Annotated in this window: 22 protein-coding genes and 1 tRNA gene; 8 read left to right on the top strand and 15 right to left on the bottom strand. The window is 69.6% G+C overall.

Annotated elements, in window-relative coordinates; all coding sequences use genetic code 11:
- Nucleotides 1–5: 5 nt before the first annotated feature.
- Nucleotides 6–1,154 carry a galactokinase gene (galK, locus tag AB0N66_RS40075; protein WP_365445116.1) on the top strand — a complete coding sequence of 383 codons (1,149 nt, stop codon included), beginning with the start codon at nucleotides 6–8 and terminating at the stop codon, nucleotides 1,152–1,154.
- A gap of 65 nt (nucleotides 1,155–1,219) precedes the next feature.
- On the opposite strand, the gene AB0N66_RS40070 is transcribed toward galK, so the two are convergent.
- Nucleotides 1,220–1,957, bottom strand: a complete 738-nt coding sequence (locus AB0N66_RS40070; RefSeq protein WP_365445080.1) for a class I SAM-dependent methyltransferase — start codon at nucleotides 1,955–1,957, stop codon at nucleotides 1,220–1,222.
- 172 nt (nucleotides 1,958–2,129) lie between these two features.
- Nucleotides 2,130–2,585 carry an N-acetyltransferase gene (locus AB0N66_RS40065; protein ID WP_365445077.1) on the bottom strand — a complete coding sequence of 152 codons (456 nt, stop codon included), beginning with the start codon at nucleotides 2,583–2,585 and terminating at the stop codon, nucleotides 2,130–2,132.
- Nucleotides 2,586–2,842: 257 nt separating this feature from the next.
- On the opposite strand from AB0N66_RS40065, the gene AB0N66_RS40060 reads away from it, so the two are divergent.
- Nucleotides 2,843–3,610 carry a response regulator transcription factor gene (locus tag AB0N66_RS40060; RefSeq protein WP_365445074.1) on the top strand — a complete coding sequence of 256 codons (768 nt, stop codon included), beginning with the start codon at nucleotides 2,843–2,845 and terminating at the stop codon, nucleotides 3,608–3,610.
- On the opposite strand, the gene AB0N66_RS40055 is transcribed toward AB0N66_RS40060, so the two are convergent.
- On the bottom strand, nucleotides 3,569–4,066 hold the full coding sequence (locus tag AB0N66_RS40055; RefSeq protein WP_365445071.1) for a MarR family transcriptional regulator: 498 nt from the start codon (nucleotides 4,064–4,066) through the stop codon (nucleotides 3,569–3,571). The genes AB0N66_RS40060 and AB0N66_RS40055 overlap by 42 nt on opposite strands.
- Nucleotides 4,067–4,219: 153 nt before the next feature.
- Here AB0N66_RS40055 and AB0N66_RS40050 point away from each other — a divergent pair, with 153 nt between their 5' ends.
- Both AB0N66_RS40050 and AB0N66_RS40045 read left to right on the top strand, forming a co-directional pair.
- On the top strand, nucleotides 4,220–5,032 hold the full coding sequence (locus AB0N66_RS40050; RefSeq protein WP_365445068.1) for a trans-aconitate 2-methyltransferase: 813 nt from the start codon (nucleotides 4,220–4,222) through the stop codon (nucleotides 5,030–5,032).
- Complete coding sequence (locus tag AB0N66_RS40045) at nucleotides 5,032–5,394, top strand: glyoxalase (protein ID WP_365445065.1); 363 nt, start codon at nucleotides 5,032–5,034, stop codon at nucleotides 5,392–5,394. Before AB0N66_RS40050 ends, AB0N66_RS40045 begins: the two co-directional genes overlap by 1 nt.
- Before the next feature lie 31 nt (nucleotides 5,395–5,425).
- On the opposite strand, the gene AB0N66_RS40040 is transcribed toward AB0N66_RS40045, so the two are convergent.
- The 3 genes from AB0N66_RS40040 to AB0N66_RS40030 all read right to left on the bottom strand — a co-directional run bounded on the left by AB0N66_RS40040 (nucleotide 5,426) and on the right by AB0N66_RS40030 (nucleotide 7,847).
- On the bottom strand, nucleotides 5,426–6,052 hold the full coding sequence (locus AB0N66_RS40040; RefSeq protein WP_365445113.1) for a Uma2 family endonuclease: 627 nt from the start codon (nucleotides 6,050–6,052) through the stop codon (nucleotides 5,426–5,428).
- Between the two features lie 104 nt (nucleotides 6,053–6,156).
- Nucleotides 6,157–6,837 (bottom strand): TetR/AcrR family transcriptional regulator, encoded by a 681-nt coding sequence (locus AB0N66_RS40035; protein ID WP_365445062.1) that lies wholly within the window; start codon nucleotides 6,835–6,837, stop codon nucleotides 6,157–6,159.
- Complete coding sequence (locus tag AB0N66_RS40030) at nucleotides 6,834–7,847, bottom strand: fatty acid desaturase (protein ID WP_365445060.1); 1,014 nt, start codon at nucleotides 7,845–7,847, stop codon at nucleotides 6,834–6,836. The genes AB0N66_RS40035 and AB0N66_RS40030 overlap by 4 nt, the downstream gene beginning before the upstream one ends.
- Before the next feature lie 427 nt (nucleotides 7,848–8,274).
- Here AB0N66_RS40030 and ppc point away from each other — a divergent pair, with 427 nt between their 5' ends.
- Nucleotides 8,275–11,007: a phosphoenolpyruvate carboxylase gene (gene ppc, locus AB0N66_RS40025; protein ID WP_365445057.1), complete on the top strand. Its 2,733-nt coding sequence runs from the start codon at nucleotides 8,275–8,277 to the stop codon at nucleotides 11,005–11,007.
- Between the two features lie 76 nt (nucleotides 11,008–11,083).
- Here the strand turns inward: ppc and AB0N66_RS40020 are convergent, their stop codons facing one another.
- From AB0N66_RS40020 to AB0N66_RS39990, 7 genes are all read right to left on the bottom strand, one after another.
- Entirely contained in the window at nucleotides 11,084–11,593 is a 510-nt protein-coding gene (locus tag AB0N66_RS40020; protein ID WP_365445054.1) for a hypothetical protein, read from the bottom strand.
- 85 nt (nucleotides 11,594–11,678) lie between these two features.
- The gene (gene pth, locus AB0N66_RS40015) at nucleotides 11,679–12,299 is read right to left on the bottom strand and encodes an aminoacyl-tRNA hydrolase (protein WP_365445051.1); all 621 of its coding nucleotides are present in this window, start codon (nucleotides 12,297–12,299) and stop codon (nucleotides 11,679–11,681) included.
- Between the two features lie 123 nt (nucleotides 12,300–12,422).
- Nucleotides 12,423–13,004, bottom strand: coding sequence for a 50S ribosomal protein L25/general stress protein Ctc (locus AB0N66_RS40010; protein ID WP_365445048.1), 582 nt, complete (start codon nucleotides 13,002–13,004; stop codon nucleotides 12,423–12,425).
- Nucleotides 13,005–13,239: 235 nt separating this feature from the next.
- Nucleotides 13,240–14,214, bottom strand: a complete 975-nt coding sequence (locus tag AB0N66_RS40005) for a ribose-phosphate diphosphokinase (protein WP_365445045.1) — start codon at nucleotides 14,212–14,214, stop codon at nucleotides 13,240–13,242.
- A gap of 206 nt (nucleotides 14,215–14,420) precedes the next feature.
- Nucleotides 14,421–15,869 (bottom strand): bifunctional UDP-N-acetylglucosamine diphosphorylase/glucosamine-1-phosphate N-acetyltransferase GlmU, encoded by a 1,449-nt coding sequence (glmU, locus tag AB0N66_RS40000; protein ID WP_365445042.1) that lies wholly within the window; start codon nucleotides 15,867–15,869, stop codon nucleotides 14,421–14,423.
- A gap of 118 nt (nucleotides 15,870–15,987) precedes the next feature.
- Nucleotides 15,988–16,060 (bottom strand) — tRNA-Gln (locus tag AB0N66_RS39995).
- 27 nt (nucleotides 16,061–16,087) lie between these two features.
- Nucleotides 16,088–16,945 (bottom strand): hypothetical protein, encoded by an 858-nt coding sequence (locus tag AB0N66_RS39990; RefSeq protein ID WP_365445039.1) that lies wholly within the window; start codon nucleotides 16,943–16,945, stop codon nucleotides 16,088–16,090.
- Between the two features lie 167 nt (nucleotides 16,946–17,112).
- Between AB0N66_RS39990 and AB0N66_RS39985 the strand changes: the two genes are divergently transcribed.
- The gene (locus tag AB0N66_RS39985) at nucleotides 17,113–18,426 is read left to right on the top strand and encodes a histidine kinase (protein WP_365445036.1); all 1,314 of its coding nucleotides are present in this window, start codon (nucleotides 17,113–17,115) and stop codon (nucleotides 18,424–18,426) included.
- A 702-nt stretch (nucleotides 18,427–19,128) separates the two neighbouring features.
- On the opposite strand, the gene AB0N66_RS39980 is transcribed toward AB0N66_RS39985, so the two are convergent.
- Together AB0N66_RS39980 and AB0N66_RS39975 are read right to left on the bottom strand one after the other, a co-directional pair.
- Nucleotides 19,129–19,629, bottom strand: a complete 501-nt coding sequence (locus tag AB0N66_RS39980; RefSeq protein WP_365445033.1) for an SUKH-3 domain-containing protein — start codon at nucleotides 19,627–19,629, stop codon at nucleotides 19,129–19,131.
- 105 nt (nucleotides 19,630–19,734) lie between these two features.
- Complete coding sequence (locus AB0N66_RS39975; RefSeq protein WP_365445030.1) at nucleotides 19,735–20,238, bottom strand: YwqJ-related putative deaminase; 504 nt, start codon at nucleotides 20,236–20,238, stop codon at nucleotides 19,735–19,737.
- 229 nt (nucleotides 20,239–20,467) lie between these two features.
- On the opposite strand from AB0N66_RS39975, the gene AB0N66_RS39970 reads away from it, so the two are divergent.
- Nucleotides 20,468–21,472, top strand: coding sequence for an SMI1/KNR4 family protein (locus tag AB0N66_RS39970; protein ID WP_365445027.1), 1,005 nt, complete (start codon nucleotides 20,468–20,470; stop codon nucleotides 21,470–21,472).
- A gap of 7 nt (nucleotides 21,473–21,479) precedes the next feature.
- Nucleotides 21,480–24,332 carry an SUKH-4 family immunity protein gene (locus tag AB0N66_RS39965; protein WP_365445024.1) on the top strand — a complete coding sequence of 951 codons (2,853 nt, stop codon included), beginning with the start codon at nucleotides 21,480–21,482 and terminating at the stop codon, nucleotides 24,330–24,332.
- Nucleotides 24,333–24,343 lie beyond the last annotated feature (11 nt).

Genomic DNA, 24,343 nt, shown 5'->3' with positions numbered 1-24,343 from the left:
GCGAGATTCACGAGGTCCGCGAGGGTTTCGAGAAGCTGTACGGGGCTGCCCCGGAGGGCGTCTGGGCGGCTCCCGGCCGGGTCAACCTGATCGGCGAGTACACGGACTTCAACGAGGGTTTCGTGATGCCCCTCGCGCTGCCGCACACGGCGGTGGCGGCGGTGTCGCGCCGCGACGACGGTGTACTGCGGCTCCACTCGGCGGACATCGAAGGTCCGGTCGTCGAGCTGCACCTCGACAGGCTCGCGCCGCTGACGAACACCAGCTGGGCCGCGTACCCGGCCGGTGTGGTGTGGGCGCTGCGCGAGGCGGGCCACACCTCGGTCACCGGTGCGGACGTGCACCTCGCCTCCACCGTTCCGACCGGCGCGGGCCTCTCCTCCTCGGCCGCGCTGGAGGTCGTGATCGCGCTCGCCCTCAACGACCTGTACGAACTGGGCCTCACCCGGCCCGAACTGGCCAAGCTCTCCCAGCACGCCGAGAACGACTTCGTCGGCGTGCCCTGCGGAATCATGGACCAGACCGCGTCCGCGTGCTGCACCGACGGGCACGCGCTGCACCTCGACTGCCGGGACCTGACCATCCGCCAGGTCCCCTTCGACCTGGCCGCCCAGGGGCTGTCCCTTCTGGTCGTCGACACGCGCGTCAAGCACGCGCTCGGCGACGGGGAGTACGCCGAGCGGCGCGAAGGGTGCGAGGAGGGCGCGCGGTTGCTCGGTGTCTCACATCTGCGCGATGTCGCGTACGAGGGGCTCGACGCGAGCCTCGGGCGCCTGTCCGACGAGCGCGTACGCCGTTATGTACGCCATGTCGTGTCCGACGATCACCGGGTCGAGCGGGTCATCGGGCTGCTGGACGCCGGTGATGTCCGGGCGATCGGTCCCGTCCTCACCGAGGGGCACGCGTCCCTGCGGGACGACCTGCGGATCTCCTGCGCCGAGCTGGACCTCGTGGTCGCCACGGCCAACTCCGCCGGGGCGCTCGGGTCCCGCATGACAGGCGGTGGCTTCGGGGGGTCGGCGATCGTGCTCGTGGAGATCACCGACGCGGACACGGTCACCAAGGCGGTCGAGGAGGCGTTCGCGGCGGCCGGCTTCACTGCGCCGCGGGTGTTCCCGGCGGTGCCTTCGGCGGGCGCCCGGCGGGTGAGCTGATTCCACCACCGTTCGGTGGGAGGCGTGCGGCTGTTCCAGGCAGCCCGGCCTTCCACCGGCGGTGGTCACTCGGGGGTTCGGCGAAGGACAAGGGTGATGAAGCCGAAGCTGTCGCGGTAGCTGTGCAGCCATTGCGAGCGGTGGGTGGTGGCAACGCCGAGAACCTCGGCGCTGTCGGGGTGCTCGGGGTGGTCCAGCGCCCACGTCGCCAGGGATCCGGTGTAGCACCACTCGAAGTCGTCGAGTTCCTGACGTGTGCTGATGTGCCCGAAGACAGGGGTCCAGCCATGGGCGACGACACGGTCCATGGTGGTCGCCAGGTCCTCGTACTCGCCGAGCATCTCGCGGGCGGCAGCGGTGGGCTCGCGCTCCCAGTAGGCATCGCCGACCAGGACGCGGCCGCCGGGGACGAGGTGTCTGCGGGCGGCGTCAAGGGTGGGCAGGAGACCGCCGAAGGCATGGGTGGCACCGACGCTGAGCACTGCGTCGAAGGGGCGGGGAGACGCGAACTCCGCGGCGTCCTGGTGGTGAAGTACGAGTCGTTGTCCGACTCCCAGATCGGCCGCCTCCTTCCGCGCCTTGGCCAGGAGCTGGGCTGAGTTGTCGACACCCTCCGCGGTCAGCTTCGGATGAGCGGCCAGGGCCCGTAGGAGCCAGGTCGCCTCACCGCAGCCGAGGTCGAGCACGCGTTCGTCGCCCCGGCCCACGGTTCGATGGAGCAGTCGGCGCACCGACTCATCGTCAAGAGGGCTGTTGATCGGATGATCGGCGTGCGACAGCTGAGAGATCATTTCGCGGTCCATGGCGCGCAGCGTGACACCGCCGAACGCTCACCGCATCTGCTTTACCCGGCCGATGACCGTTAGCCCGTCCGGCGTTTGAGGACGAGCGCGTTCAGCGCGACACGGGGGTCTGGGGGCGGAGCCCCCAGGAACAAGGGACGGGTAGGGGCGGAGGGGGCGAAAACGCCCCTGCTCAGCCCAGCCGCTTCGTCAGCGTGTACTCCGTAACCCCCGGCGGATAGTCCGGGATCACGCACACCACCTCGTACCCCTGCTTCTTGTAGAAGTCAGGCGCCTGGAAGTCCCAGGTCTCCAGACGTGCGGCTCCGCAGCCGCGGTCCTCGCGAGCGATGCGCTCGGCCTCCGACAGGAGGCGGGAGCCGAGACCCGTGCCGCGGTGCGGATCGTCCACCCAGAGGTACGTCACGTGCAGCCACGCCGCCCAGGTGTGCCCGACCAGCCCACCCGCGAGGGCCCCCGCACCGTCCAACGCCCAGACATGGAGCGGAACTTCGCGTTCACCCGGAGTTCCGCGAAGGGCACGGAGGACAGGAGACGCCGCCGTGTTGGCGTCCCGCAGTCTCCTGCGGAGCAGATCGCGGCGTTCTTTGTCGTCTCCTGTCTCCATACGAAACATAAGACTCACCATAAACGGGCCGGGCAATCAGTTCTGTGAATTGCCTTCCCCTCCCTGCCCCCGGCCTTACTCTGTGAACAGCGCCGGTGGGGGCCGGTGCTGATCAGGGGGCGAGACAGTCGGGTACGACGCCCGAAGTGGGGGTAGCAGTTACGGCACGGCGGCGGCCGTGCGGCTGCGGCACCCCGCCTCCCGAGTCGCACATGCGGTCTCGGGATCATTTCGGGCGCCGTACCCGCACCGGTCGTCCCCCGACAGTGGGGGTTTCAGTGGTTCGCATCCGAGTACTGGTCGTCGACGACCACCGCATCTTCGCCGAGTCGCTCGCAGCCGCCCTGGCGGCCGAGCCCGACGTCGACGTGTCCGCGGCGGGCAGTGGCCCGGCCGCGCTGCGCTGCCTGGAGCGGGCGGCTGCGGAGGGCCGCAGATTCGACGTACTGCTCGTCGACGCGGACCTGGGCGGCAATCTGCCCGGTATGCGTCCGGCCGTGCCCGTCCAGGAGAGTAACGAGGACGGACTCGTGGACGGGATCTCGCTCGTCGCGGGCGTCCGGACCGGGCAGCCGAACGTACGGATCGTCGTGCTCGCCGAGAAGGACGATCCGCGCCGCGCCGCGCTCGCGCTCCAGGCCGGTGCCTCGGGGTGGGTCGCCAAGGACTGTTCGCTGTCGCGACTGCTCACCGTCATACGAGGTGTGCTGCGCGACGAGACCCATCTTCCGCCCGCCCTGCTCACCGGGGTGCTGCGGGAACTCACCGCCGCCCGCAAGCACCGCACCGAGAGTGAACGGCTCGTCGAGTCGCTCACGCCGAGGGAGCGCGAAGTGCTGCGGTGCATGGTCGCCGGGCTGGGGCGCAAGGCCGTGGCCGAGCGGCTCTTCCTCTCGCCGCACACCGTCCGTACCCATATGCAGAACGTGCTGGGGAAGCTGGGCGTGCACTCCACCCTCGCCGCCGTCGCGCTCGCCCGCCGTGCGGGGGTCGGGCCCGTCGACCTAACCGGGGATGTTGTCGAACGGGGCGGTCAACTGGCGTAGCAGGCCCGCGAGTTCGCCTCGCTGCGCTTTGCTCAGTTCCGCCAGGATCGCGCGCTCCTGCTCCAGCAGGCCGGCCAGTGCCTGGTCGGCGCGGTCGCGGCCCTCGTCCGTCAGGCGTACCAGCACGCCCCGACGGTCGGTGGGGTCGGGGAGCCGCTCCACCAGGTCCTTCTTCGTCAGCCGGTCGATGCGGTTCGTCATCGTGCCGGAGGTGACGAGGGTCTGGGTGAGCAGTTGACCGGGGGAGAGCTGGTACGGGTTCCCGGCGCGCCTGAGCGCGGTCAGAACGTCGAACTCCCAGGGCTCCAGGCTGTGCTCGGAGAACGCCAGCCTGCGGGCGCGGTCCAGATGTCGGGCCAGCCTGCTTACCCGGCTGAGCACCTCGAGCGGTTCCACGTCGAGGTCAGGGCGCTCCCGGCGCCATGCTCCGACCAGCCGATCGACCTCGTCCTCCATGACGATCAGTGTAGTGGTTGTGTCGACGTGAAGTCTCTTGACGTCAAGATACTTAAGGTGTGAGGCTGGAGGCCTGCCCGAAGTGACCTTCACCGGTGACTTGGTCATTGACCCTCACCGGTGACCTCGCCCGTGATTCGAGGAGGCGCCCCCATGCCCGCCGCCACCGCCCCCACCTGGGACCCGAGCCAGTACCTCCGGCACGCGGACCACCGCGCCCGCCCCTTCGCCGACCTCCTCGCCCGCGTCCCCGCGCTGCCCCGCACTCCCGCCCGCATCGCCGATCTAGGCTGCGGACCCGGCAACGTCACGACCCTGCTCGCCGAGCGCTGGCCGGCCGCGCACATCACCGGCTACGACAACTCCCCGGAGATGCTGGCCAAGGCCGAGACTCTCGCGGGCCCCACCCCCGGCGGCGGCCGCCTCGACTTCGCCCACGGCGACGCCCGGACCTGGACGCCCTCAGCCCCGTACGACCTGATCATCAGCAACGCGACCCTGCAATGGATCCCCGGGCATACCGACTCCTTCCCCGCCTGGGTGACGGGCCTGACGCCCGGCGGCACCTTCGCCTTCCAGGTGCCCGGCAACTTCGACGCCCCCAGCCACCAGCTGATGCGCGAACTCGCCCACTCCGCCCGCTGGAAGGACCGCCTGGCCGACGCCCTGCGCCACGACGACGCCGTGCACACCCCGGCCGCCTACCTCGAACACCTCACCGCCCTCGGCTGCGCGGCCGACGTCTGGGAGACGACGTACCTCCATCTGCTGGAGGGCGAGGACCCGGTCCTGGACTGGGTGAAGGGGACAGGACTGCGGCCGGTCCTCACCGAGCTGGGAGCGGCCGACGCGGAAGCCTTTGTCGCCGAGTACCGGGCCGCCCTGCGCGAGGCCTACCCGCCCACGGAACACGGCACGGTCTTCCCGTTCCGCCGTATCTTCGCCGTCGCGACAAAACCCGCCTGATGCTCAGGGCCGTCGACCACGTCCAACTCGCCGCCCCGCCCGGCAGCGAGCCCCGCCTCCGCACGTACTACGTCGACATCCTCGGCATGACCGAGATCCCCAAGCCACCGGTGCTCGCGACGCGCGGGGGCTGCTGGTTCCAGGCAGGGGCCGTTCAACTGCACCTCGGAATCGAGGCCGACTTCCGGCCCGCAAGGAAGGCCCACCCCGGGCTGCGGGTCCACGGCATCGAGGCGTACGCCGCCCGGCTCGAAGCCCATCACGCGCCCGTCACCTGGGACGACGCCCTCCCGGGCCACCGCCGCTTCTTCTCCGAGGACCCGGTGGGCAACCGGCTGGAGTTCCTGGAGACGGCGGACTGACGTACATCGCCCACACCTCGCCGGCGGACGCTCATAGCTCCTTGAGGGCGTCCAAGGTGATGTCGATGTCGATGTCGTACGGGACGCTGAGCTCGAGTTTTTTGTGGTGGATGCCGGTCAGCGCGTACGTCTTGTTCACCGGGTCGATCTCGTAGGTCCGGACCACCGGGTGCTGGCTCTCTTCGGACATCTCGACCAGCCAGAAGTGCGGGATGCCCGCGGCGGCGTATTTGTGGGGCTTGGTGTCGTGGTCGCGGGCTTCGGAGTCCGGGGAGACGACCTCGATGGCGAGCACCACGTCCTCGGCTTGAAACCGGGTCTGCTCCAAGCCGGTGATGGCTTCCGCGCGGACGACGCTGACATCGGGCTCGGGGCCGTTGCGGCGGTCCAGGACAACGGTCATCTCGCGGACGACCTTCAGCCGGGTAGGCACGACCGTGCGGCGCAGTCCGGCCACCAGCAGGTCGATCATGCGGCTGTGGAAAATCCGCTGCGGACTCACGAAGACCAGGCTCCCGTCGATCAACTCGGTGTGCGGCGGGAGGCCAGGCAGCTTGAACAGGTCGTCCACGGTGTATCCGTCACGCGGTGGTACGGGCCAACGGACGTCGGGTGCGCCGGGCGCGTCGGCGGGCTCGGCGATCGGCTCGGCGGTCATGGTGGTTCCTCCCATGAGCGGGATTCTGGGCCTGCGTGTCCACCGTAGCGGTGGGAACTGACAAGCGTCATCACAAAGGGTGACTGGCCCCCGACCATCGCGCCTCAGCTCTTGCGGTGACCTATCAGTCGTGGCTTCGCCTCCAGGCCGTCCAGGCCGTGCCAGGCGAGATTCACCAGATGGGCCGCCACTTCCGCTTTCTTCGGGCGGCGGACGTCCAGCCACCACTGGCCCGTCAGTGCGACCATGCCGACCAGGGCCTGGGCGTAGAGAGGCGCCAGCTTCGAGTCGAAGCCGCGGCTCTTGAACTCGCGGCCCAGGATGTCCTCGACCTGGGTGGCGATGTCCGAGATCAGGGATGCGAAGGAGCCCGTGGACTGGGGGATCGGGGAGTCGCGGACCAGGATGCGGAAGCCGTCCGTGTACTCCTCGATGTAGTCGAGGAGCGCGAAAGCGGCCTGTTCGCACAGTTCGCGGGGGTGGCCCGCCGTGAGGGAACTCGTCACCATGTCCAGCAGGCGGCGCATCTCGCGGTCCACCACCACCGCGTACAGGCCCTCCTTGCCGCCGAAGTGCTCGTAGACCACCGGTTTGGAGACGCCGGCCTTCGCCGCGATCTCCTCGACAGACGTGCCCTCGAAACCCTTGGCCGCGAAAAGGGTGCGACCGATCTCCAGCAGCTGCTGACGACGCTCGGCGCCGGTCATGCGGGTGCGGCGAGCGCGCCGCGGTTTTTCATTACTGCTCGGGGTGCTGCTGGAGTCGGTCGCCACGGCGTCAATCATGCCGCTTCAGCGGTTTCCGACTTGCGGCCGGAGTCGGAATCGTCCGTATTCCGGCGGGAATCGATGCGCGAGCGTGACGGCCAGCGCACGTCGTAGGCCCAGCCGAACTGCTCGCACCAGCGGATGATCCGCGCCGAGGAGTCCAGCTGACCGCGCTCCACACCGTGCCGAGCCGAGGTCGGGTCGGCATGGTGCAGGTTGTGCCAGGACTCGCCGCAGGACAGGACGGCCAGCCACCACACGTTGCCCGAACGGTCACGCGACTTGAAGGGGCGCTTGCCCACCGCGTGGCAGATCGAGTTGATCGACCAGGTGACGTGGTGCAGGAGAGCCACCCGGACGAGTGAGCCCCAGAAGAAGCCGGTGAACGCGCCCCACCAGGACATCGTCGCCAGACCGCCGATCAGCGGCGGAAGGGCGAGGGAGAGCATCGTGTAGGAGAGGAAATGGCGCGAGATCGCACGGATCGCCGGGTCCCTGATCAGATCCGGTGCGTACTTGTCCTGCGGAGTGCGCTCCTCGTCGAACATCCAGGCGATGTGCGCCCACCACAGGCCCTTCATCAGCGCCGGAAGCGTCTCACCGAACCGCCACGGCGAGTGCGGGTCGCCCTCGGCGTCGGAGAACTTGTGATGCTTGCGGTGGTCGGCGACCCAGCGGACCACCGGCCCCTCGACCGCCATCGAACCGGCGACCGCCAGCGCGATCCGCAACGGGCGTTTCGCCTTGAAGGCACCGTGGGTGAAGTAGCGGTGGTACCCGATCGTGACGCCGTGGCAACCCAGGTAGTAGAAGAAGACGAGCAGGCCGAGGTCGAGCCAGCTCACTCCTCCCCAGTTCCAGGCCAGCGGCACCGCGGCCACCAGCGCGAGGAACGGGACGACGATGAAGAGGAGAAGCGCAAGCTGCTCGACCGACCCCTTCCTTTCACCGCCCAGCGTGGCGGGAGGAAGCGGGGAGTTGTTGTTCGCCTGCGGGGCGTCGTCGATCACATCGGAGCTCGTGGTCATGGGTGTCCCCTGTGGGGTTCGAGGGTGGAGACGGCTGTCCGGGGTGAGGAGAGCGGACCAGGTACCGGGGAGCGGTGGACCGGACGCCCTGGGAACGGATCCCCTGAGCCTCCAGCCCTCCCGGTACCGGGATACGGGGCCCAGGGTCCTCCCTCTCTCTGACGGGATTCCCTACGCTTCCGTAACCTACGGCGTCGTAAGTATGGCAGCGCGAAGCCTGGCGGCAAGAGCCCGTGAGCCTGCGCGTCCGTGTGGACACCTATCCTTGGAGTCGGTCGGACAGCGCGGTCCGTTCTGATTAATTCCCGGATGCCACGTTCCTTAAGCGGCACCCGCCGCGCCGTCGCCACCCGGGTTCCCTCCCAGACGAGCTTCAGACGAACTTTCACTCTTCAGATGAGCTTCAACACTGCAAGGAGCCGCACCTGTGAGCAGTGCCGACGACCAGACCACGACGACCAGCAGCGAGCTGCGCGCCGATATCCGCCGCTTGGGTGACCTGCTGGGCGAGACCCTGGTCCGCCAGGAGGGACCCGAACTTCTCGAACTTGTCGAGAAGGTCCGCCGACTGACCCGCGAGGACGGCGAAGCCGCCGCCGCACTACTGCGCGGCACCGAACTGGAAACCGCGGCCAAGCTGGTCCGCGCCTTCTCCACCTACTTCCACCTCGCCAACGTCACCGAACAGGTGCACCGCGGCCGCGAACTACGCGCCAAGCGCGCCGCAGAGGGCGGCCTCCTCGCCCGCACGGCCGACCGCCTCAAGGACGCCGACCCCGACCACCTGCGCGAGACGGTCAAGAACCTGAACGTCCGCCCGGTGTTCACGGCGCACCCCACCGAGGCCGCGCGCCGCTCGGTCCTCAACAAGCTGCGCCGCATCGCCGCCCTCCTGGAGACCCCGGTCATCGAGGCCGACCGCCGCCGCTACGACACCCGCCTGGCCGAGAACATCGACCTGGTGTGGCAGACCGACGAGCTGCGCGTCGTACGCCCCGAGCCCGCCGACGAGGCCCGCAACGCCATCTACTACCTCGACGAACTGCACGCCGGCGCCGTGGGCGACGTACTCGAAGACCTCACGGCCGAGCTGGAGCGGGTCGGGGTGACCCTCCCGGACGAGACCCGGCCGCTCACCTTCGGCACCTGGATCGGCGGCGACCGCGACGGCAACCCGAACGTCACCCCCGACGTCACCTGGGACGTCCTGATCCTCCAGCACGAGCACGGCATCAACGACGCCCTGGAGCTGATCGACGAACTCCGCGGCTTCCTCTCCAACTCGATCAGGTACACGGGCGCCACCGAAGAGCTGCTCGCCTCCCTCCAGACCGACCTGGAGCGGCTCCCCGAGATCAGCCCCCGCTACAAGCGGCTGAACGCCGAAGAGCCCTACCGGCTCAAGGCCACCTGCATCCGCCAGAAGCTGGAGAACACCAAGAAGCGACTGGCCACCGGGACCCCCCATGTGGACGGCCGCGACTACCTCGGCACGGCCGAACTCCTCCACGACCTCGTCCAGATCCAGAGCTCACTGCGCGAGCACCGCGGCGCCCTGTTCGCCGACGGCCGCATGAACCGCACCATCCGCACTCTCGCCGCCTTCGGCCTCCAGCTCGCCACCATGGACGTACGCGAACACGCGGACGCCCACCACCACGCCCTCGGCCAGCTCTTCGACCGGCTCGGCGAGGAATCCTGGCGCTACGCCGACATGCCCCGCGACTACCGCACCAAGCTCCTCGCCAAGGAACTCAGGTCCCGGCGCCCGCTGGCCCCGACCCCTGCGCCGCTGGACGCCGCAGGCCAGAAGACCCTGGGCGTCTTCGAGACGGTCAAGCGGGCCCTGAAGGTCTTCGGACCCGAGGTCATCGAGTCGTACATCATCTCGATGTGCCAGGGCGCGGACGACGTCTTCGCGGCGGCGGTCCTCGCCCGCGAGGCCGGCCTCCTCGACCTGCACGGCAACTGGGCGAAGATCGGCATCGTGCCGCTCCTGGAGACGACGGACGAGCTCAAGGCCGCCGACACCATCCTGGAGGACATGCTCTCCGACCCCTCCTACCGGCGCCTCGTCGCGCTCCGCGGAGACGTCCAGGAGGTCATGCTCGGCTACTCCGACTCCTCCAAGTTCGGCGGCATCACCACCAGCCAGTGGGAGATCCACCGCGCTCAGCGCCGCCTGCGTGACGTGGCCCATCGGTATGGGGTGCGGCTGAGGCTGTTCCACGGCCGCGGCGGCACCGTCGGCCGAGGCGGCGGCCCCTCGCACGACGCCATCCTCGCGCAGCCCTGGGGCACCCTGGAGGGCGAGATCAAGGTGACCGAGCAGGGCGAGGTCATCTCCGACAAGTACCTGGTGCCCTCACTGGCCAGGGAGAACCTGGAGCTGACCGTCGCGGCCACCCTCCAGGCATCCGCGCTGCACACCTCCCCGCGCCAGTCCGACGAGGCACTCGCCCGCTGGGACGCGGCGATGGACGTCGTCTCCGACGCGGCGCACACCAGGTACCGCAAGCTCGTCGAGGACCCCGACCTGCCGACGTACTTCCTCGCCTCCACGCCGGTCGACCAGCTCGCCGACCTGCACCTGGGCTCGCGGCCCTCCCGCCGCCCCGGCTCGGGCGTCTCGCTCGACGGCCTGCGCGCCATCCCGTGGGTCTTCGGCTGGACCCAGTCACGGCAGATCGTGCCGGGCTGGTTCGGAGTCGGCTCGGGCCTGAAGGCACTGCGCGAGGCGGGCCTGGACACCGTGCTCGACGAGATGCACGAGCAGTGGCACTTCTTCCGCAACTTCCTCTCCAACGTGGAGATGACCCTCGCGAAGACCGACCTGCGGATCGCCTCGCACTACGTCGACACCCTGGTGCCCGACGAAATCAAGCACGTCTTCGACACCATCCGCGCCGAGCACGAGCTCACCGTCCGCGAGGTGCTGCGGATCACGGGCGGCGAAAAGCTGCTGGACACCAACCCGGTCCTCCAGCAGACCTTCTCCATCCGCGACGCCTACCTGGACCCGATCTCCTACCTCCAGGTCGCCCTGCTCAAGCGCCAGCGCGACGAGGCGGCGGCCGGCTCCGCAACCGATCCGCTGCTGTCACGAGCGCTGCTTCTGACGGTCAACGGTGTGGCGGCGGGGCTGCGCAACACCGGCTGAGCCGCGGTAGACGTGACGGTGCCCCCGTGTTCGAACGAACACGGGGGCACCGCCATTCATGCAGGTCACAAGGCCGTCACAAGGCCAGGAACGTCACCGTCAGCTGTACGAACCCCGCCGCCGCCATCACCCACGCCAGCCGCGTGAGCCGCAGACCGCCCGCCACCACCACCGAGGCGAGCAGCAGCGCGCCACCGAAGGGAACCCAGGAGTAGAGAAGCCCGGCGGGGCCCGAGCGCACCACGTCACTACTGCCAGGCTTCACGGTGACCGCGTAGACCTCGCCCTTCTTCACCGCCACCGACTCCTCGATGGTGACGCGAGCCCGCGCCTGCGACCCCGTCGACGTGGGGGCGTACGGCCCCGTACAGGTATCGCCCGAGCACGCCGTCACCGTCATCGTCCCCTGCTCCCGGCCCTTGCCCAGCATCACGTGCTGAGCCGTGCCCCAGGAACCCCAGACACCCGCGATCAGGATCAGCGCCGCGACCGTACCCATCGTCGCGAGCTGCCCGAACCGCAGCGCCGCGTACGCGTTCTGGCGGGAGCTCTGACCTGATGTGACGGCGGGCATGGCGGGGATCATTGGCCATGGCCGTGCGCTTGGTCAACTCAGGTAGCGGACAAGTCCCGAGTTGTACGTACCTTTCGACGCCCGCGAGAGCCGGGACTCAGGAGTTGTACGAGCTCTGCGCCCGCTCCAGCCCCTCGATCACCAGACACTCCACGGAATCCGCCGCACGGTCCACGAGATAGTCGAGCTCCTTGCGCTCCGCCGACGAGAAGTCCTTGAGTACGAAATCCGCGACCTGCATACGCCCCGGAGGACGCCCGATACCGAACCGCACCCGGTGATAGTCCGCACCCATCACCTTCGTCATCGACTTCAGCCCGTTGTGGCCGTTGTCCCCGCCACCGAGCTTGAGACGCAGGACGCCGTAGTCGATGTCCAGCTCGTCGTGGATCGCGACGACGTGCGCGAGCGGCACCTTGTAGAAGTCGCGCAGCGCGTTCACCGGACCACCGGACAGGTTCATGTACGACATCGGCTTGGCCAGAATCACCCGGCGATTCGCCGGCCCCGGCGGGCCGATACGCCCCTCGATCACCTGCGCCTGCGCCTTGCCGGCCCGCTTGAACTTGCCGCCGATCCGCCCCGCCAGCACATCGGCCACCATGAAGCCCACGTTGTGCCGGTTCATGGCGTACTCGGGCCCCGGGTTGCCGAGCCCCACGATCAGCCAGGGCGCGGCTGCGTCGTCGGTCGTCGTCGTCACGTCCGTGTCTCCCATGTGTCCTTGATACGCGCCGTGTTCTTATGCGCGCCGTGACCTTGATGCGCGCCGCGTTCTTGATACGCGTCAGCCGCCGCTCCCGGGGGAGCGGCGGCCGGCAAACGATGACCCGGTGAGGGATCAGGCCTCGGTGGTCTCGGCCTCTTCCGTGGAGGCCTCCTCCGCCTGGGCGGCCAGGACCTGGAGGACGACCGCGTCCTCGTCGATCACCAGCGTGGTGCCCTCGGGCAGCGGGATGTCCTTGGCGAGGATGGCGGCGCCGGCCTCAAGGCCCGCGATGGAGACGGTGACCGACTCGGGGATGTGCGTGGCCTCGGCCTCGACCGTCAGCGTGCTCAGCACGTGCTCGAGCAGGAAGGCACCCGGGGCCAGCTCGCCCTCGGTGTGGACGTAGACCTCGACGGTGACCTTCTCGCCGCTCTTCACGGTGAGCAGGTCGACGTGCACGAGGGAACCCTTGATCGCGTCACGCTGGACGGCCTTCGGGATCGCCAGCTCGGTCTTGCCCTCGATGTCCAGGGTGAGCAGGACGTTCGACTTACGCAGAGCGAGCTGGAGCTCGTGACCCGGAAGCGTGACGTGGACGGGCTCGGCACCGTGACCGTAGACAACGGCAGGAACCTTGTTCTCGCGACGGATACGGCGGGCGGCGCCCTTGCCGAACTCGGTGCGGGTCTCGGCGGCGAGCTTGACGTCGGCCATGTTCACTCCTCGTAGATCAAATGGGGAAGGTGGTCACCCGGCCGAACATCGGCCTGCTACGAAGAGCGCGTCGATAACGGACCGCCGTACCCGCCTCGTAAAGCGGTACGGCCTCCCTCGCCGAGCAACTGTGACAGCTTACTGGGCGGGGAGGCCGTATCAGAAATCGATCTACGGCTGCGGGGGCCGAAGGCGCCTGGCGCCCCTATGGCTCCCGCTGTTCCTGGTGCCGCTCCTAGTGATCGTCGAACAGGCTCGTCACCGAGCCGTCCTCGAAGACCTCGCGAACCGCGTTCGCGATCGTCGGCGCGATCGACAGCACCGTGATCTTGTCGAGCTCCAGCTCGCCAGGGGTCGGCAGAGTGTCCGTGAAGATGAACTCGCTGACCTTGGAGTTCTTCAGACGGTCGGCGGCCGGGCCGGACAGCACACCGTGCGTGGCCGTGACGATGACATCCTCGGCGCCGTGCGCGAACAGGGCGTCGGCGGCGGCGCAGATCGTGCCACCGGTGTCGATCATGTCGTCGACCAGGACGCAGACGCGGCCCTCCACATCACCGACGACCTCGTGGACGGTGACCTTGTTGGCGACGTCCTTGTCACGGCGCTTGTGCACGATCGCGAGAGGGGCGTCGAGCCGGTCGCACCAGCGGTCGGCGACGCGCACCCGGCCGGCGTCGGGGGAGACGACGGTCAGCTTCGCGCGGTCGACCTTCGCACCCACGTAGTCCGCGAGGATCGGCAGCGCGAAGAGATGGTCGACCGGGCCGTCGAAGAAGCCCTGGATCTGGTCGGTGTGCAGATCGACCGTGAGGATGCGGTGGGCACCGGCCGTCTTCATCAGGTCGGCGATCAGACGCGCCGAGATGGGTTCACGCCCGCGGTGCTTCTTGTCCTGCCGCGCGTAACCGTAGAAAGGCACGATCACGGTGATGCTCCGCGCGGAGGCCCGCTTCAGAGCGTCGATCATGATCAACTGCTCCATGATCCACTTGTTGATCGGAGCCGTGTGGCTCTGCATCAGGAAGCAGTCGGCGCCGCGCGCGGACTCCTCGTAGCGGATGTAGATCTCACCGTTGGCGAAGTCGAAGGCCTTCGTCGGGACTACCCCGACACCCAGCTTCTGGGCGACCTCCTCGGCAAGCTCGGGGTGGGCGCGGCCGGAGAAGAACATCATCTTCTTCTCGCCGGTCGTCTTGATCCCGGTCACAGCACTGTCTCCTCAGAGGTGTCTCAGCTGGGTGCGAGAGGACCTCTCGGCCGTATGTGACCGACTCGTCGGCCGTATATGACCGACTCGCACGAGTCAGCCGCATGCGAGCCTGCCGCGAGAGGTGCTGAAAGAGGTCTTCTCAGCTGGGGGTGTGCGGATGTGCGTTTATCACGTTACGCCGTGTCGGACGCACCGGAATCCGGTCAGGCTTCGCCTTCCGGCTCCCGGGAGGCGATCTCCGCGGCCTTCGCGGCGGCGCTTCCCGGACGCTTGCGCGCCACCCAACCCTCGATATTCCGCTGCTGGCCACGGGCCACGGCCAGCGAACCGGCCGGTACGTCCTTGGTGATGACCGAACCCGCCGCGGTGTAGGCGCCGTCCCCGATGGTGACAGGCGCCACAAACATGTTGTCCGAACCGGTCCGGCAGTGCGAGCCGATCGTGGTGTGGTGCTTGTCCTGCCCGTCGTAGTTCACAAAGACGCTGGCGGCACCGATGTTGGAGTACTCACCGATCGTCGCGTCCCCCACGTACGACAGGTGCGGGACCTTCGTGCCCTCGCCGATCGTCGCGTTCTTCGTCTCGACGTACGTGCCGATCTTGGCCTTGAGACCGAGGCGGGTGCCGGGGCGGAGATACGCGAACGGGCCGACGCTCGCCTGCGGGCCCACCTCGGCGTTGTCGGCGACGGTGTTGTCGACGCGGGCCCCCGCGCCCACATTGGTGTCCTTCAGGCGGGAGTTGGGGCCGACCTCGGCGCCCTCCGCGAGATGCGTGGCGCCCTGGAGCTGGGTGCCCGGGTGCACGATCGCGTCCTGCTCGAAGGTGACCGTCACGTCGACCCAGGTGGAGGCCGGGTCGATGATGCTCACCCCGGCGAGCATGGCCCGCGTGAGCAGCCGGTCGTTGAGGATGCGGCGGGCCTCGGCGAGCTGGACGCGGTTGTTGATCCCGGCGATCTCGCGGTGGTCGCCCGCGATGGAGGCGCCGACGCGGTGCCCGGCCTCGCGCAGGATGCCGAGGACGTCGGTCAGGTACTCCTCGCCCTGACTGTTGTCCGTACGCACCTTGCCGAGGGCGTCCGCGAGGAGCTGCCCGTCGAAGGCGAAGACACCCGAGTTGATCTCACGGATGGCGCGCTGGGACGCGCCGGCGTCCTTGTGCTCGACGATCGCGGTGACCGCGCCGCTGACGCTGTCGCGGACGATACGGCCGTAGCCGGTCGCGTCCGGAACCTCGGCGGTCAGTACGGTGACCGCGTTGCCGTCCGTGGTGTGGGTCGCGGCGAGGTTCCTCAGCGTCTCCCCGGTGAGCAGGGGGGTGTCGCCGCACACGACGACCACCGTGCCGTCGACGACGCCGCCCAGCTCCTCCAGGCCCATCCGCACCGCGTGCCCGGTGCCGTTCTGTTCCGCCTGTACGGCGGTGCGTACGTCGGGGTCGATCCCGCCCAGGTGCGCGATGACCTTCTCGCGGGCGTGACCCACCACGACGACCAGGTTCTCGGGCTCCAACTCGCCCGCTGCCGCGAGCACATGTCCCACCAGGGAACGGCCACACAGTTCGTGCAGAACCTTGGGTGTGGCCGACTTCATACGGGTGCCCTCACCCGCTGCGAGTACGACGACGGCTGCCGGGCGATTGGCGCTCACGGGGTATGCCCTTCGGCTTCGGATGGCTGGGGTGTGGACATCCGCAGGATACCGGGGGGTTTCAGGGGGGACATGAGAGCGGGCCCTGACTGTGCTGTCAGGGCCCGGACGCAAGCAGCTCCCCCATCAGGATTCGAACCTGAACATACGGTACCAAAAACCGCAGTGCTGCCTGATTACACCATGGGGGAATAAACTCGACTAAACCGGACATTTGGTCAAGTCGCCGAGTTGGCACCCAACACTATGCCGTACCAAGCGCCTTCCATGCGACGGTACAACTCGGCGCTCTGCAGCACGTAGATCACGAGGCAGCCTCTGTAGGCGTCGCCGACGTTCTTGCGGATCGTCTTCGGGTTGTGCTTCTTGAGCGTGGTCTTGTTGAAGGCGTGACTGTCGGCCCCGACGTGATTCGCCCAGTACTGCTCGGCGGCGGCCACGTCGGCGGACTCGTGGATCATCACGCGGAAGTGCAGGCGCTCCCGCTCGACTTGCAGGAGATCGAGCCAGGCGAGGAACACGGAGATCATCCCCGGGTCGCTGTTGACGAAGAGGATTTGCTCTCGGCGGCTGTAGGGCTTGTCCTTGGCGCCCTCGGCCCAGTACAAGCCAACGCCCACGAGGAACAGCTCGCGATCGGAGAGTTGCCCGACCGCTGTGGCTGCCGTCCGCTTGGTCTCCTCGCGCTCGCGGTCCTGGGAAGCGCGTAGCCGCGCCAGCCCCGCGTTCATGCGCGCTCGCTGTTCTTCCGGGGTGCACCGGGGTTCGGGATGGGGCAGATCTCGTACCCAGAGTGATACCGAACTCTTTGAGCACCCCAGTTCTGCCTGGATCTCGTTGTATGTCCAGCCTTGCCGGCGTAGCTCGCGAGCTCTGTCGCGCAGGTCGTCCTTCGCGTTCGGGCGCTTCGTCCACTCCGGGGGCGGCTCGCCCTCGACGAGGCGCTGGAGGATCTCCTTGTTGTGGACTTGAAGCTCATCCCGGATCTGCCGAAGGCTGAGGCCTGCCCGGCGCAAGGCGACCGCTCGCTCTCGTAGCCCCTCGAAATCCGCGTACTTGCCATGTGCGTGTGCCATAGGCATACCGTCCGGGCGGAATGTGGGCTTCCGGTGTCGAACGATGACCGATTCAACAGTTCGAGGGATTCTGGTGGGTTTCGCTTCTGTTCGATTGCGGCGTGTGGTGTAGGCCAGTAGGCGAAACTCACCGGAAAAGGGGCGGGGTGCGACCGTAGGCTGGAGGCATGACCACGACGGGGGAAGAGCACACCGCGGCCGGTACTGGGCCGTGGTGGTGGGTCAGGTGGCGTAGCGCGGTGCTCGACGCCGGGCTCGCGGGGGCGTCGGCGGCCGAATCCGGCATCGAGGGGATTGCGTTCGCCCATGACGCGGGGCTGCCGGTTCCGGTCGGGGTGGGGTTCGGGCTGCTCGCCGGCTTCACGCTGTTGCTGCGGCGGAAGTGGCCCATCGCCGTCGTGCTGGTGTCGATCGCCATCACGCCCGCCCAGATGGGCTTCCTGATGGGGCTCGTCGGGCTGTACACGCTGGCCGCGTCCGAGCTGCCGCGGCGGATCATCGGGTCGCTGGCGTTGATGTCCTTCGCCGGGATGCTCATCGTGACGTACGTACGGGCGCACCAGGCCGTGGTGAGCGGTGACGTGCCCATGGGGAACTGGTTCGTCCCCTTCATTTCCATCGCGACTGCTTTGGGGATGAACGCTCCGCCCGTGCTGCTCGGGCTGTACGTCGGGGCGCGGCGGCGGCTGATGGAGAGCCTGCGGGAGCGGGCGGATTCGCTGGAGCGGGAGTTGCAGTTGCTCGCGGAGCGGGCGGAGGAGCGGGCGCAGTGGGCGCGTAACGAGGAGCGGACGCGGATCGCTCGTGAGATGCACGATGTGGTCGCGCACCGGGTGAGTCTGATGGTTGTGCATGCCGCCGCCCTTCAGGCCGTCGCGCGGAAGGATCCTGAGAAGGCGGTCAAGAACGCGGCGCTTGTGGGCGACATGGGGCGTCAGGCGCTGACCGAGCTGCGCGAGATGCTGGGTGTGCTGCGTACGGGGGGTGGGGTGGATTCGCGGGACCGTGCGATGCCGCTTGCCGCCGTGGCTGTGGCGGCGGCCGCTGCGGCGTCGCGGGCCGCCGACGATGCCGTGGACGGGCCGTCGCTCGCGGAGCTCGATGAGTTGATCGGGCAGTCGGCGGCGGCCGGGATGGTGGTCGATCTGTCGGTCGAGGGGGACTCGCCCGGGTACGCCGGGGAGGTCGAGCAGACCGCGTATCGGGTTGTTCAGGAGGCCCTTACCAACGTGCACAAGCATGCGGCCGGTGCGAAGACGCATGTGCGGTTGGCGCATCGGGTCGCGGAGATCGCGATGCAGGTGGAGAACGAGTGTCCGCCGGAGCCGGGGGCGGCTTCGTCCGTGCATCTGCCCAGTGGGGGGAACGGGTTGCTGGGCATGAAGGAGCGGGTGAGTGCGTTGGGGGGAGTTTTTGTGTCCGGGCCTACGGATGCCGGGGGGTTTCGGGTGTCTGCGGTGATTCCGGCGGCGGGTGGGTGAGTTCGCCTGCGGTCCGGTGTGCGTGGCTGCGGTCCGCTGTTCGCTGTCTGGTGGGTGGGTGGGTCGGGGGCGTGCCGGTACGTCCCGCCCGTCGCCGCTGGATCAGGCGTTGGGCAGGATGCGAGGGGTCCGGTGACGCGGACGTACGCGACGGGCATGTGGACGTACCGGCACGCCCCCTTCCGCCGTCATTCGGCTGCGGGCCGCCGCGGCAACGCTTTCCGGCTGCGGGCGGCATGGCAACGCTTTCCGGCTCCGGCGGGGAGGGCTCTTCAGCTCCGCCGAGGGCGCGCTCTTCACCTCCGGCCGGGCGGTCTTGAGCCCGGCCGGAGGTCTTGAGCCTTGCGGGTGTTCGAGGGTGGGGTGCTGCTGACTCGATCCCCTGCGCACCCGCTTTCCCGCCCACCCGTGAGGGCTCCGTTCTTCATCCCCGGCCCGGGCGGCTACAGCCCATCCGGCGTTTGAGGAAGGGACGGAGGCTGTGCCGTCCCGATCCCCCGCCCACCCGCGCTCCCACCCACCCGTGGGGGCGTCACTCTTCATCCTCGTCCGGGCAGTCTTTAGCCTGTCCGGCGTTTGAGGACGAGGCCGTTCAGGCCGATGGCGGGGTCTGGGGGCGCAGCCCCCAGGCACGGGACGGGTAGGGGGCGGAGGGGGCGAAAAGGGCCTTGTCTTTGGGGGCTGGCGTGATGCCGGGGGTGGCTAGGCGGTGGTCAGGCGGACGGGGGCGGTGCCTGAGAGGAGGGTGTTGAGGGCGGTGTCGATGTCCGGGCCGAGGAACCAGTCTCCGGTGTGGTCGAGGGCGTAGACGCGGCCCTCGGCGTCGATGGCGAGGAGGGCGCGGTTGTCGGACTCCTCGCCGAGGGGGCAGACCTCGGTGTCGAGGGCGCGGCCGAGGTCGCCGAGGGTGCGGGCCAGGTGGAGGCCGTGGAGCGGGTCGAAGTGGAGGGCGGCCGGGGCGATCTGGCGGCCGGGGCCGGGGCCGGTCGAGGTGACGTGGAGGCCGCCGAACTCCGCCCACGCCTCGACCGCCGCAGGGAACACCGCGTGCTGGTGCCCGGCCGGCGACTCATGCCCGCGCAGGGCGTCGGCCCAGTACTCGGCCTGTTTTATGTCCCAGCGCCCGGGCTGCCACCCGGCGGAGCGCAGCGCGGCGTCCACGGGGACGGGGAAGCGTGTGGTGGAGGTGCGGTCGGCGTGCATCTGCCCTTCAGTTCGTCGAGTGTCGGGGGAGGCGGGGTCGTACGACCCTCGTGGGGACGTGGACGGGCGTCATCTCCGTTGGTACGTGAGCGGGGCGCGGGGAGTTCAGGCGTCGGGTGCCGTCGGGTCGACGATGCGTACGCCGAAGTGGTCGCTGAGGGCTGTGCAGGAGCGGCAGGGTGCGGCGAAGCTGCCGTGCAGTGGGTCGCCGTCCTCGCGGATGCGGCGGGCGGTGAGCTTGGCCTGCTTGAGGGCCTTGCGGGCCTCGCCGTTCGTCAGTGGCTTGCGTCCGGCGCGCTTGCTGCGGGCGGCGTCGACGGAGGCGATGTGGCGGGAGATCAGGATCGCCTCGGCGCAGCGGCCGGTGAATCGGTCGCGTTGCGAGTTGGTGAGGGTGTCGAGGAAGTCCTGGACCAGCGGGTGGAGGGCAGGCGGCTGGTCGCCGCGCGCGGCCGTGCCGGTGAGGGTCTCGCCGCGTACGGAGAGGGCGGCGGCGACGGTGGGGAGTATGCCGTCTCGGCGGTGCTGGAGGGTAGGGGCGTGCGGTGCCTCGGCGCTGCTCCAGCCGACCCTAGGGTCCCCGGACGTGCCTGTATGAGTCGCGTTCATGATCGTTTTTCCCTCCCATGCATCCCCCGGTGCGGAGACAGACTGCCAAATGGCGTGGCGGGTGGGGAAGCTGGGGCGGCGCGACACGCCCGGTCTTCGTCACACCGTCACGGCGAGGTGACGGCAGGTCACGGAACCGGAGGCCCGGTGACCGGTGTCGTACAACCGCATAGGCTGTCGACATCCGCGATCCATACCGCTATTGACGACGCCGCAGGGGGCAACCGCCATGACGACAGGTCGGCTCGGGCAGCAAGCCGCGCCGCCGAACGCGGCCTACGCCGGGCAGGTCGTACGTTTCCCGGACCCGGTCCGGGCTGCCCGCCACCCCAGAGGTGTGCGGGTCGACGAGTACGGCTATCCCGACTTCTCGGCGTACGCGCGTGCCGCCGCGGAGATCGCCGAGCCCCCGGAGGGTTTCGGCGTGGATGAGTTGCGGCTCACGGACTATGTCTCGGCGAATGCCGCGCTCGCGGCGTCCGGACATGACCTGTGGGACACGATTCCCGCGGTGGCGACTCCGCACGGATGGACCTGGCACCACGTGCCGGGCACCCGGCGGCTGGAACTCGTGCCTGTCGACGTGAAGGCGTTGCTGCGGCACCACGGGGGGCTGTCGACCGCGCTCGTGGACCATGACAAGCGGGGTACGCGGCCGTTGCAGGAGACGTGGCCCGCGCACTTCGGGCTGCCGAAGGCGTCGGTCGCGGTGACCGAGCAGCAGGTGCAGGGGGTCGAGGAGGACCTTGGCTACCGGCTGCCGGGTGCGTATCGGTCCTTCCTGAAGGCTGCCGGGGGCTGCGCGCCGGTGGGCGCCGCGCTGGACGCCGAGTTGGGCCTCCTGGTGGACCAGCCGTTCTTCACGGTGCGCGACGAGGCCGCGCTCAACGACCTCGTCTACATCAACAAGTGCCTGCGCGACCATCTCACCAAGGACTACCTGTGCGTCGCATTCGTGCAGGGCGGTCTGCTCGCCGTGAAGGTGAAGGGTGACGGGGTCGGGTCGGTCTGGTTCTGCGCGTACGACGATGTCCGTGACCAGGACGCCTGGCCGCCGGCGGAGCGGGTGCAGCGGCTGTTGCTGCCCTGTGGCGATGACTTCGACCAGTTCCTGTCCCGGCTCGCGGGTAATCCGCCGGAGCTGGAGACGGTGGCGAACCTGATGGTGGACGGTGGCTTCGCGCATGCCGTTCCCGTCCAAGCGGTGGCTTCTGCGACTTCGGTGGGGGAGTGAGCGTTCGATGGTGACCTTCGCGCAGGCGCAGGAGCGCGCGGAAGAGTGGATCAACGGGGATGTGGTCGCGTACCAGCACCGTGAGGTGCGGGTACGGGAGTTCGAACTCGGGTTCGTGGTGTGGGCCGAGGACCGTGTGGACGGTCCGCGTTCCGACGGGGGCGCGCAGCGGCTCGTCATCGCCCGCGACAGCGGGGAGGCCACGTTGTGGCCCTCGCTGCTGGTGGGTGAGGTGATCCGCCGGTACGAGGAGCAGTACGGCGTGCAGGACGCGGCTCCGGAGACGGCGCCTGCCCCTGCTGCTCGCGTCGATCTGAACCAGACTTCCTTCTTGTTGAGTCCACCTGAGTGGTTGCAGGAGGCTGCGGACAAGTTGGGGATTCCGGATCGGCGGACCGGGGCGCCGGGTGCGCCTTCGGGTGGTCCGTCGGACGGGGCGGGGTCTCGTGCTGCGGCTGTCGCTGCGGGTGCGGGTTCGGGTTCTGTGCCGAACGGGTCCTCTGGGGCGGGGGCGCACTCCACGTCGTCCCCCGTTGACGCACCACCGGCCGATGCGCCTCCGGCGCACTTCGTGCCGGGTGCGCCCTCGGTTCCCGGCGGGGGTCCGGCTTGGCCCGCGGCCGGTGGCGCTCAGGGCGCGGGGGCGCCGGGTGTGCCCGCCGACGCGACCCCGTGGGCGGGGACCGACACCAACGCGGATGCCGGCGACGACCGTTCCGTACCGCTGCCGGCGACCGTGTTCGCGCCGCCGCTGACCGACGTCGGCGACCCCGGAACCCCGCCGCCGAACGCCAGGACCGCCCTGATGTCCGGGGGCAGCCAACTTCCGCGTACGGCGGCGGCTCCGGCGGTCGACAACCCCCACTCGCCGCAGGGACCGGGCGCTCCTCGGAGCGAGACTCCGCCGGTCGCGCCCTCGTACGGGTATCCGCAGGGTCCCGGCGGTCCGCCGGGCACACCCCCTCCGGGGGCGCCTTCGTACGGCTATCCGCAGGGACCGGGGCAGGGTGGAGTTCCGGGGACGCCGCCGGTTCAGGGCGGGTCGCAGAGTGTGCCTCCTTCGGGTGCGCCCGCGTACGGGTTCCCGCAGGGGCCAGGTGGAGCTCCGCGGACGCCGCCGCCTGGTGCGCCGCCGGTTCCGGGTGCTCCCGGTACGCCGCCCGCCGCGCCTTCTCTGCCTCACAATGCCAGTGACATTGCCGACGCCGCGACCAGCAAGGCCCAGCCGCCGAGGGGTGCGCGGGGTCCGGCGAGCGCTCCGCCTCCGCCGAGTGCGCCGGGAGTGCCGGGCGCGCGGCCGGGGAGTGCGCCTCCGTCGTCCGGGCCCGGTGCGCCGGGTACGCCCGCGGGCGGGTATGTGCCGACGCAGCTTGTGTCGCAGCTCGGTTCGGACGGGCCTGAGGGAGGACGAGGACCTGCGGGGGCCGGTGCGCCCGGCGCGCCTGCGGGGCCTGGTGCTCCGGGGCAGCCCGGTGCGCCCGGGGGGCCGAATGCTCCGGGCGGTGTCCATCACGCCGCGACCATGTTGTCGGGACCGCCGGTCAGGGGTCCTGGCGCGTCCCAGCCGCCGGGCGCCCCGGGGGCTCCAAGCGCCCCGGGTGCTCCTGGTGCGCCGAACCCTCCCGGTGGTACGCCCCCCGGCGCTGTTCATCACGCCGCGACCATGCTTTCGGGTCCGCCGGTCGGGGGGCCTGGCGCACCGCCGCCCCCGCACGCCCCCGGCATGCCCCCGGGCGCGCCCCAGTCTCTGCCGGGTCAGCCGAGGCCGGGTCAGCCTCTGCCAGGTCAGCCTCTGCCGGGTCAGCCCCTCGCCGGTCAGCCCCTGCCGGGTCAGCCGGGGAACTCCGGTCAGCAGCCCCCGGCTTACGGCTATCCGCAGACGGGTCAGCCGACTGTCGGGCCCGGGTATCAGGCCGTACTGCGGTATCGCGCGCAGGACGGTTCCGAGCAGCAGTTGATCCGGCGTTCGGCGCCGGGTACGCCGCATCCGGAGTGGCAGATGCTGCATGAGCTGCGGGCGATGAATGTGCCGCCGCAGCAGGTCCTTGAGCTGCACACGGAGTTGGAGTCCTGTGAGCTGCCGGGCGCGTACTGCGCGCGGATGATCAGGGAGACGTGGCCGCAGGCGCGGATCACGAGCATCGCTCCGTACGGCACGGATCACGCGAGCCGTCAGCAGGGAATGGGGCAACTGCTCGCGCACCAGGGGGAGTTGCACCAGGTGGCGGACGGGCCGGCGCGGCCCGCGCCGGTGCGGGCGCCGATCCCGCCGGTGCAGCCCGCGCCGCCGCTTCCGCCTGAGGCGATCGGGCAGGAGCTGGCCGCGGCGTTCGGGCCGGGGGTGTTCCGGTTCGACCAGGTGGCGGTGTCGCGGCAGGGTGTGCCGAACATCGTGGCGCACACGCTGGTGGTGGCCGGGCTTCCGGTCGACATGGGCCCGTTCTTCTGGGCGCAGGCCCAGCCGGGGCGTCCGGTGCCGACGCTGGCTGAGCTGGCGATGGAGCGCGGGGTACAGCCGGCCTCGGACGCCGGTTCGTACCTTGTGATGGGCAGTGACTTCGGCAAGGCGATCTGTGTCCAGTACGGCACGGCGAACATCGTGGCCGTGCCGGTGGAGGCGGGTCCGGGCGGTGGCTCGGTGCCGCCGCAGTTCGTGAATACGGGGCTGCCCGAGTTCGGGCGGTGCCTGGCCCTGCTCGGCCGGATGTGGCGGCTGCGCTTCGGACTGAACCAGGAGCAGGCGGGCCGCTGGACCGTTGACTTCCAGGCCCAGCTCGCCTCCCTCGACCCGGCGGCCCTCGGGTCCCCGGAGAGCTGGTGGTCGGTGCTGCTGGAACAGATGTGGGACGGGCTGCTGTAGGCCCGCCGGCG

The sequence above is a fragment of the Streptomyces sp. NPDC093544 genome (genome assembly GCF_040683495.1).
In the GTDB taxonomy this organism is placed as follows: domain Bacteria; phylum Actinomycetota; class Actinomycetes; order Streptomycetales; family Streptomycetaceae; genus Streptomyces.
This window is presented reverse-complemented; position numbering and strand designations above follow the sequence as displayed.

Coding starts and splice junctions, on each gene's coding strand:
- AB0N66_RS40070 (WP_365445080.1), bottom strand. CDS start 1,957: ATGGACCGCGAAATGATCTCTCAGCTGTCGCACGCCGATCATCCGATC.
- AB0N66_RS40055 (WP_365445071.1), bottom strand. CDS start 4,066: ATGGAGGACGAGGTCGATCGGCTGGTCGGAGCATGGCGCCGGGAGCGC.
- AB0N66_RS40035 (WP_365445062.1), bottom strand. CDS start 6,837: ATGATTGACGCCGTGGCGACCGACTCCAGCAGCACCCCGAGCAGTAAT.
- AB0N66_RS39975 (WP_365445030.1), bottom strand. CDS start 20,238: ATGAACGCGACTCATACAGGCACGTCCGGGGACCCTAGGGTCGGCTGG.
- AB0N66_RS39990 (WP_365445039.1), bottom strand. CDS start 16,945: ATGGCACACGCACATGGCAAGTACGCGGATTTCGAGGGGCTACGAGAG.
- AB0N66_RS40045 (WP_365445065.1), top strand. CDS start 5,032: ATGCTCAGGGCCGTCGACCACGTCCAACTCGCCGCCCCGCCCGGCAGC.
- AB0N66_RS40030 (WP_365445060.1), bottom strand. CDS start 7,847: ATGACCACGAGCTCCGATGTGATCGACGACGCCCCGCAGGCGAACAAC.
- pth (WP_365445051.1), bottom strand. CDS start 12,299: ATGGGAGACACGGACGTGACGACGACGACCGACGACGCAGCCGCGCCC.
- AB0N66_RS39965 (WP_365445024.1), top strand. CDS start 21,480: ATGGTGACCTTCGCGCAGGCGCAGGAGCGCGCGGAAGAGTGGATCAAC.
- AB0N66_RS40020 (WP_365445054.1), bottom strand. CDS start 11,593: ATGATCCCCGCCATGCCCGCCGTCACATCAGGTCAGAGCTCCCGCCAG.
- AB0N66_RS39970 (WP_365445027.1), top strand. CDS start 20,468: ATGACGACAGGTCGGCTCGGGCAGCAAGCCGCGCCGCCGAACGCGGCC.
- AB0N66_RS39980 (WP_365445033.1), bottom strand. CDS start 19,629: ATGCACGCCGACCGCACCTCCACCACACGCTTCCCCGTCCCCGTGGAC.
- AB0N66_RS40010 (WP_365445048.1), bottom strand. CDS start 13,004: ATGGCCGACGTCAAGCTCGCCGCCGAGACCCGCACCGAGTTCGGCAAG.
- AB0N66_RS40040 (WP_365445113.1), bottom strand. CDS start 6,052: ATGACCGCCGAGCCGATCGCCGAGCCCGCCGACGCGCCCGGCGCACCC.
- AB0N66_RS40065 (WP_365445077.1), bottom strand. CDS start 2,585: ATGGTGAGTCTTATGTTTCGTATGGAGACAGGAGACGACAAAGAACGC.
- AB0N66_RS40050 (WP_365445068.1), top strand. CDS start 4,220: ATGCCCGCCGCCACCGCCCCCACCTGGGACCCGAGCCAGTACCTCCGG.
- AB0N66_RS39985 (WP_365445036.1), top strand. CDS start 17,113: ATGACCACGACGGGGGAAGAGCACACCGCGGCCGGTACTGGGCCGTGG.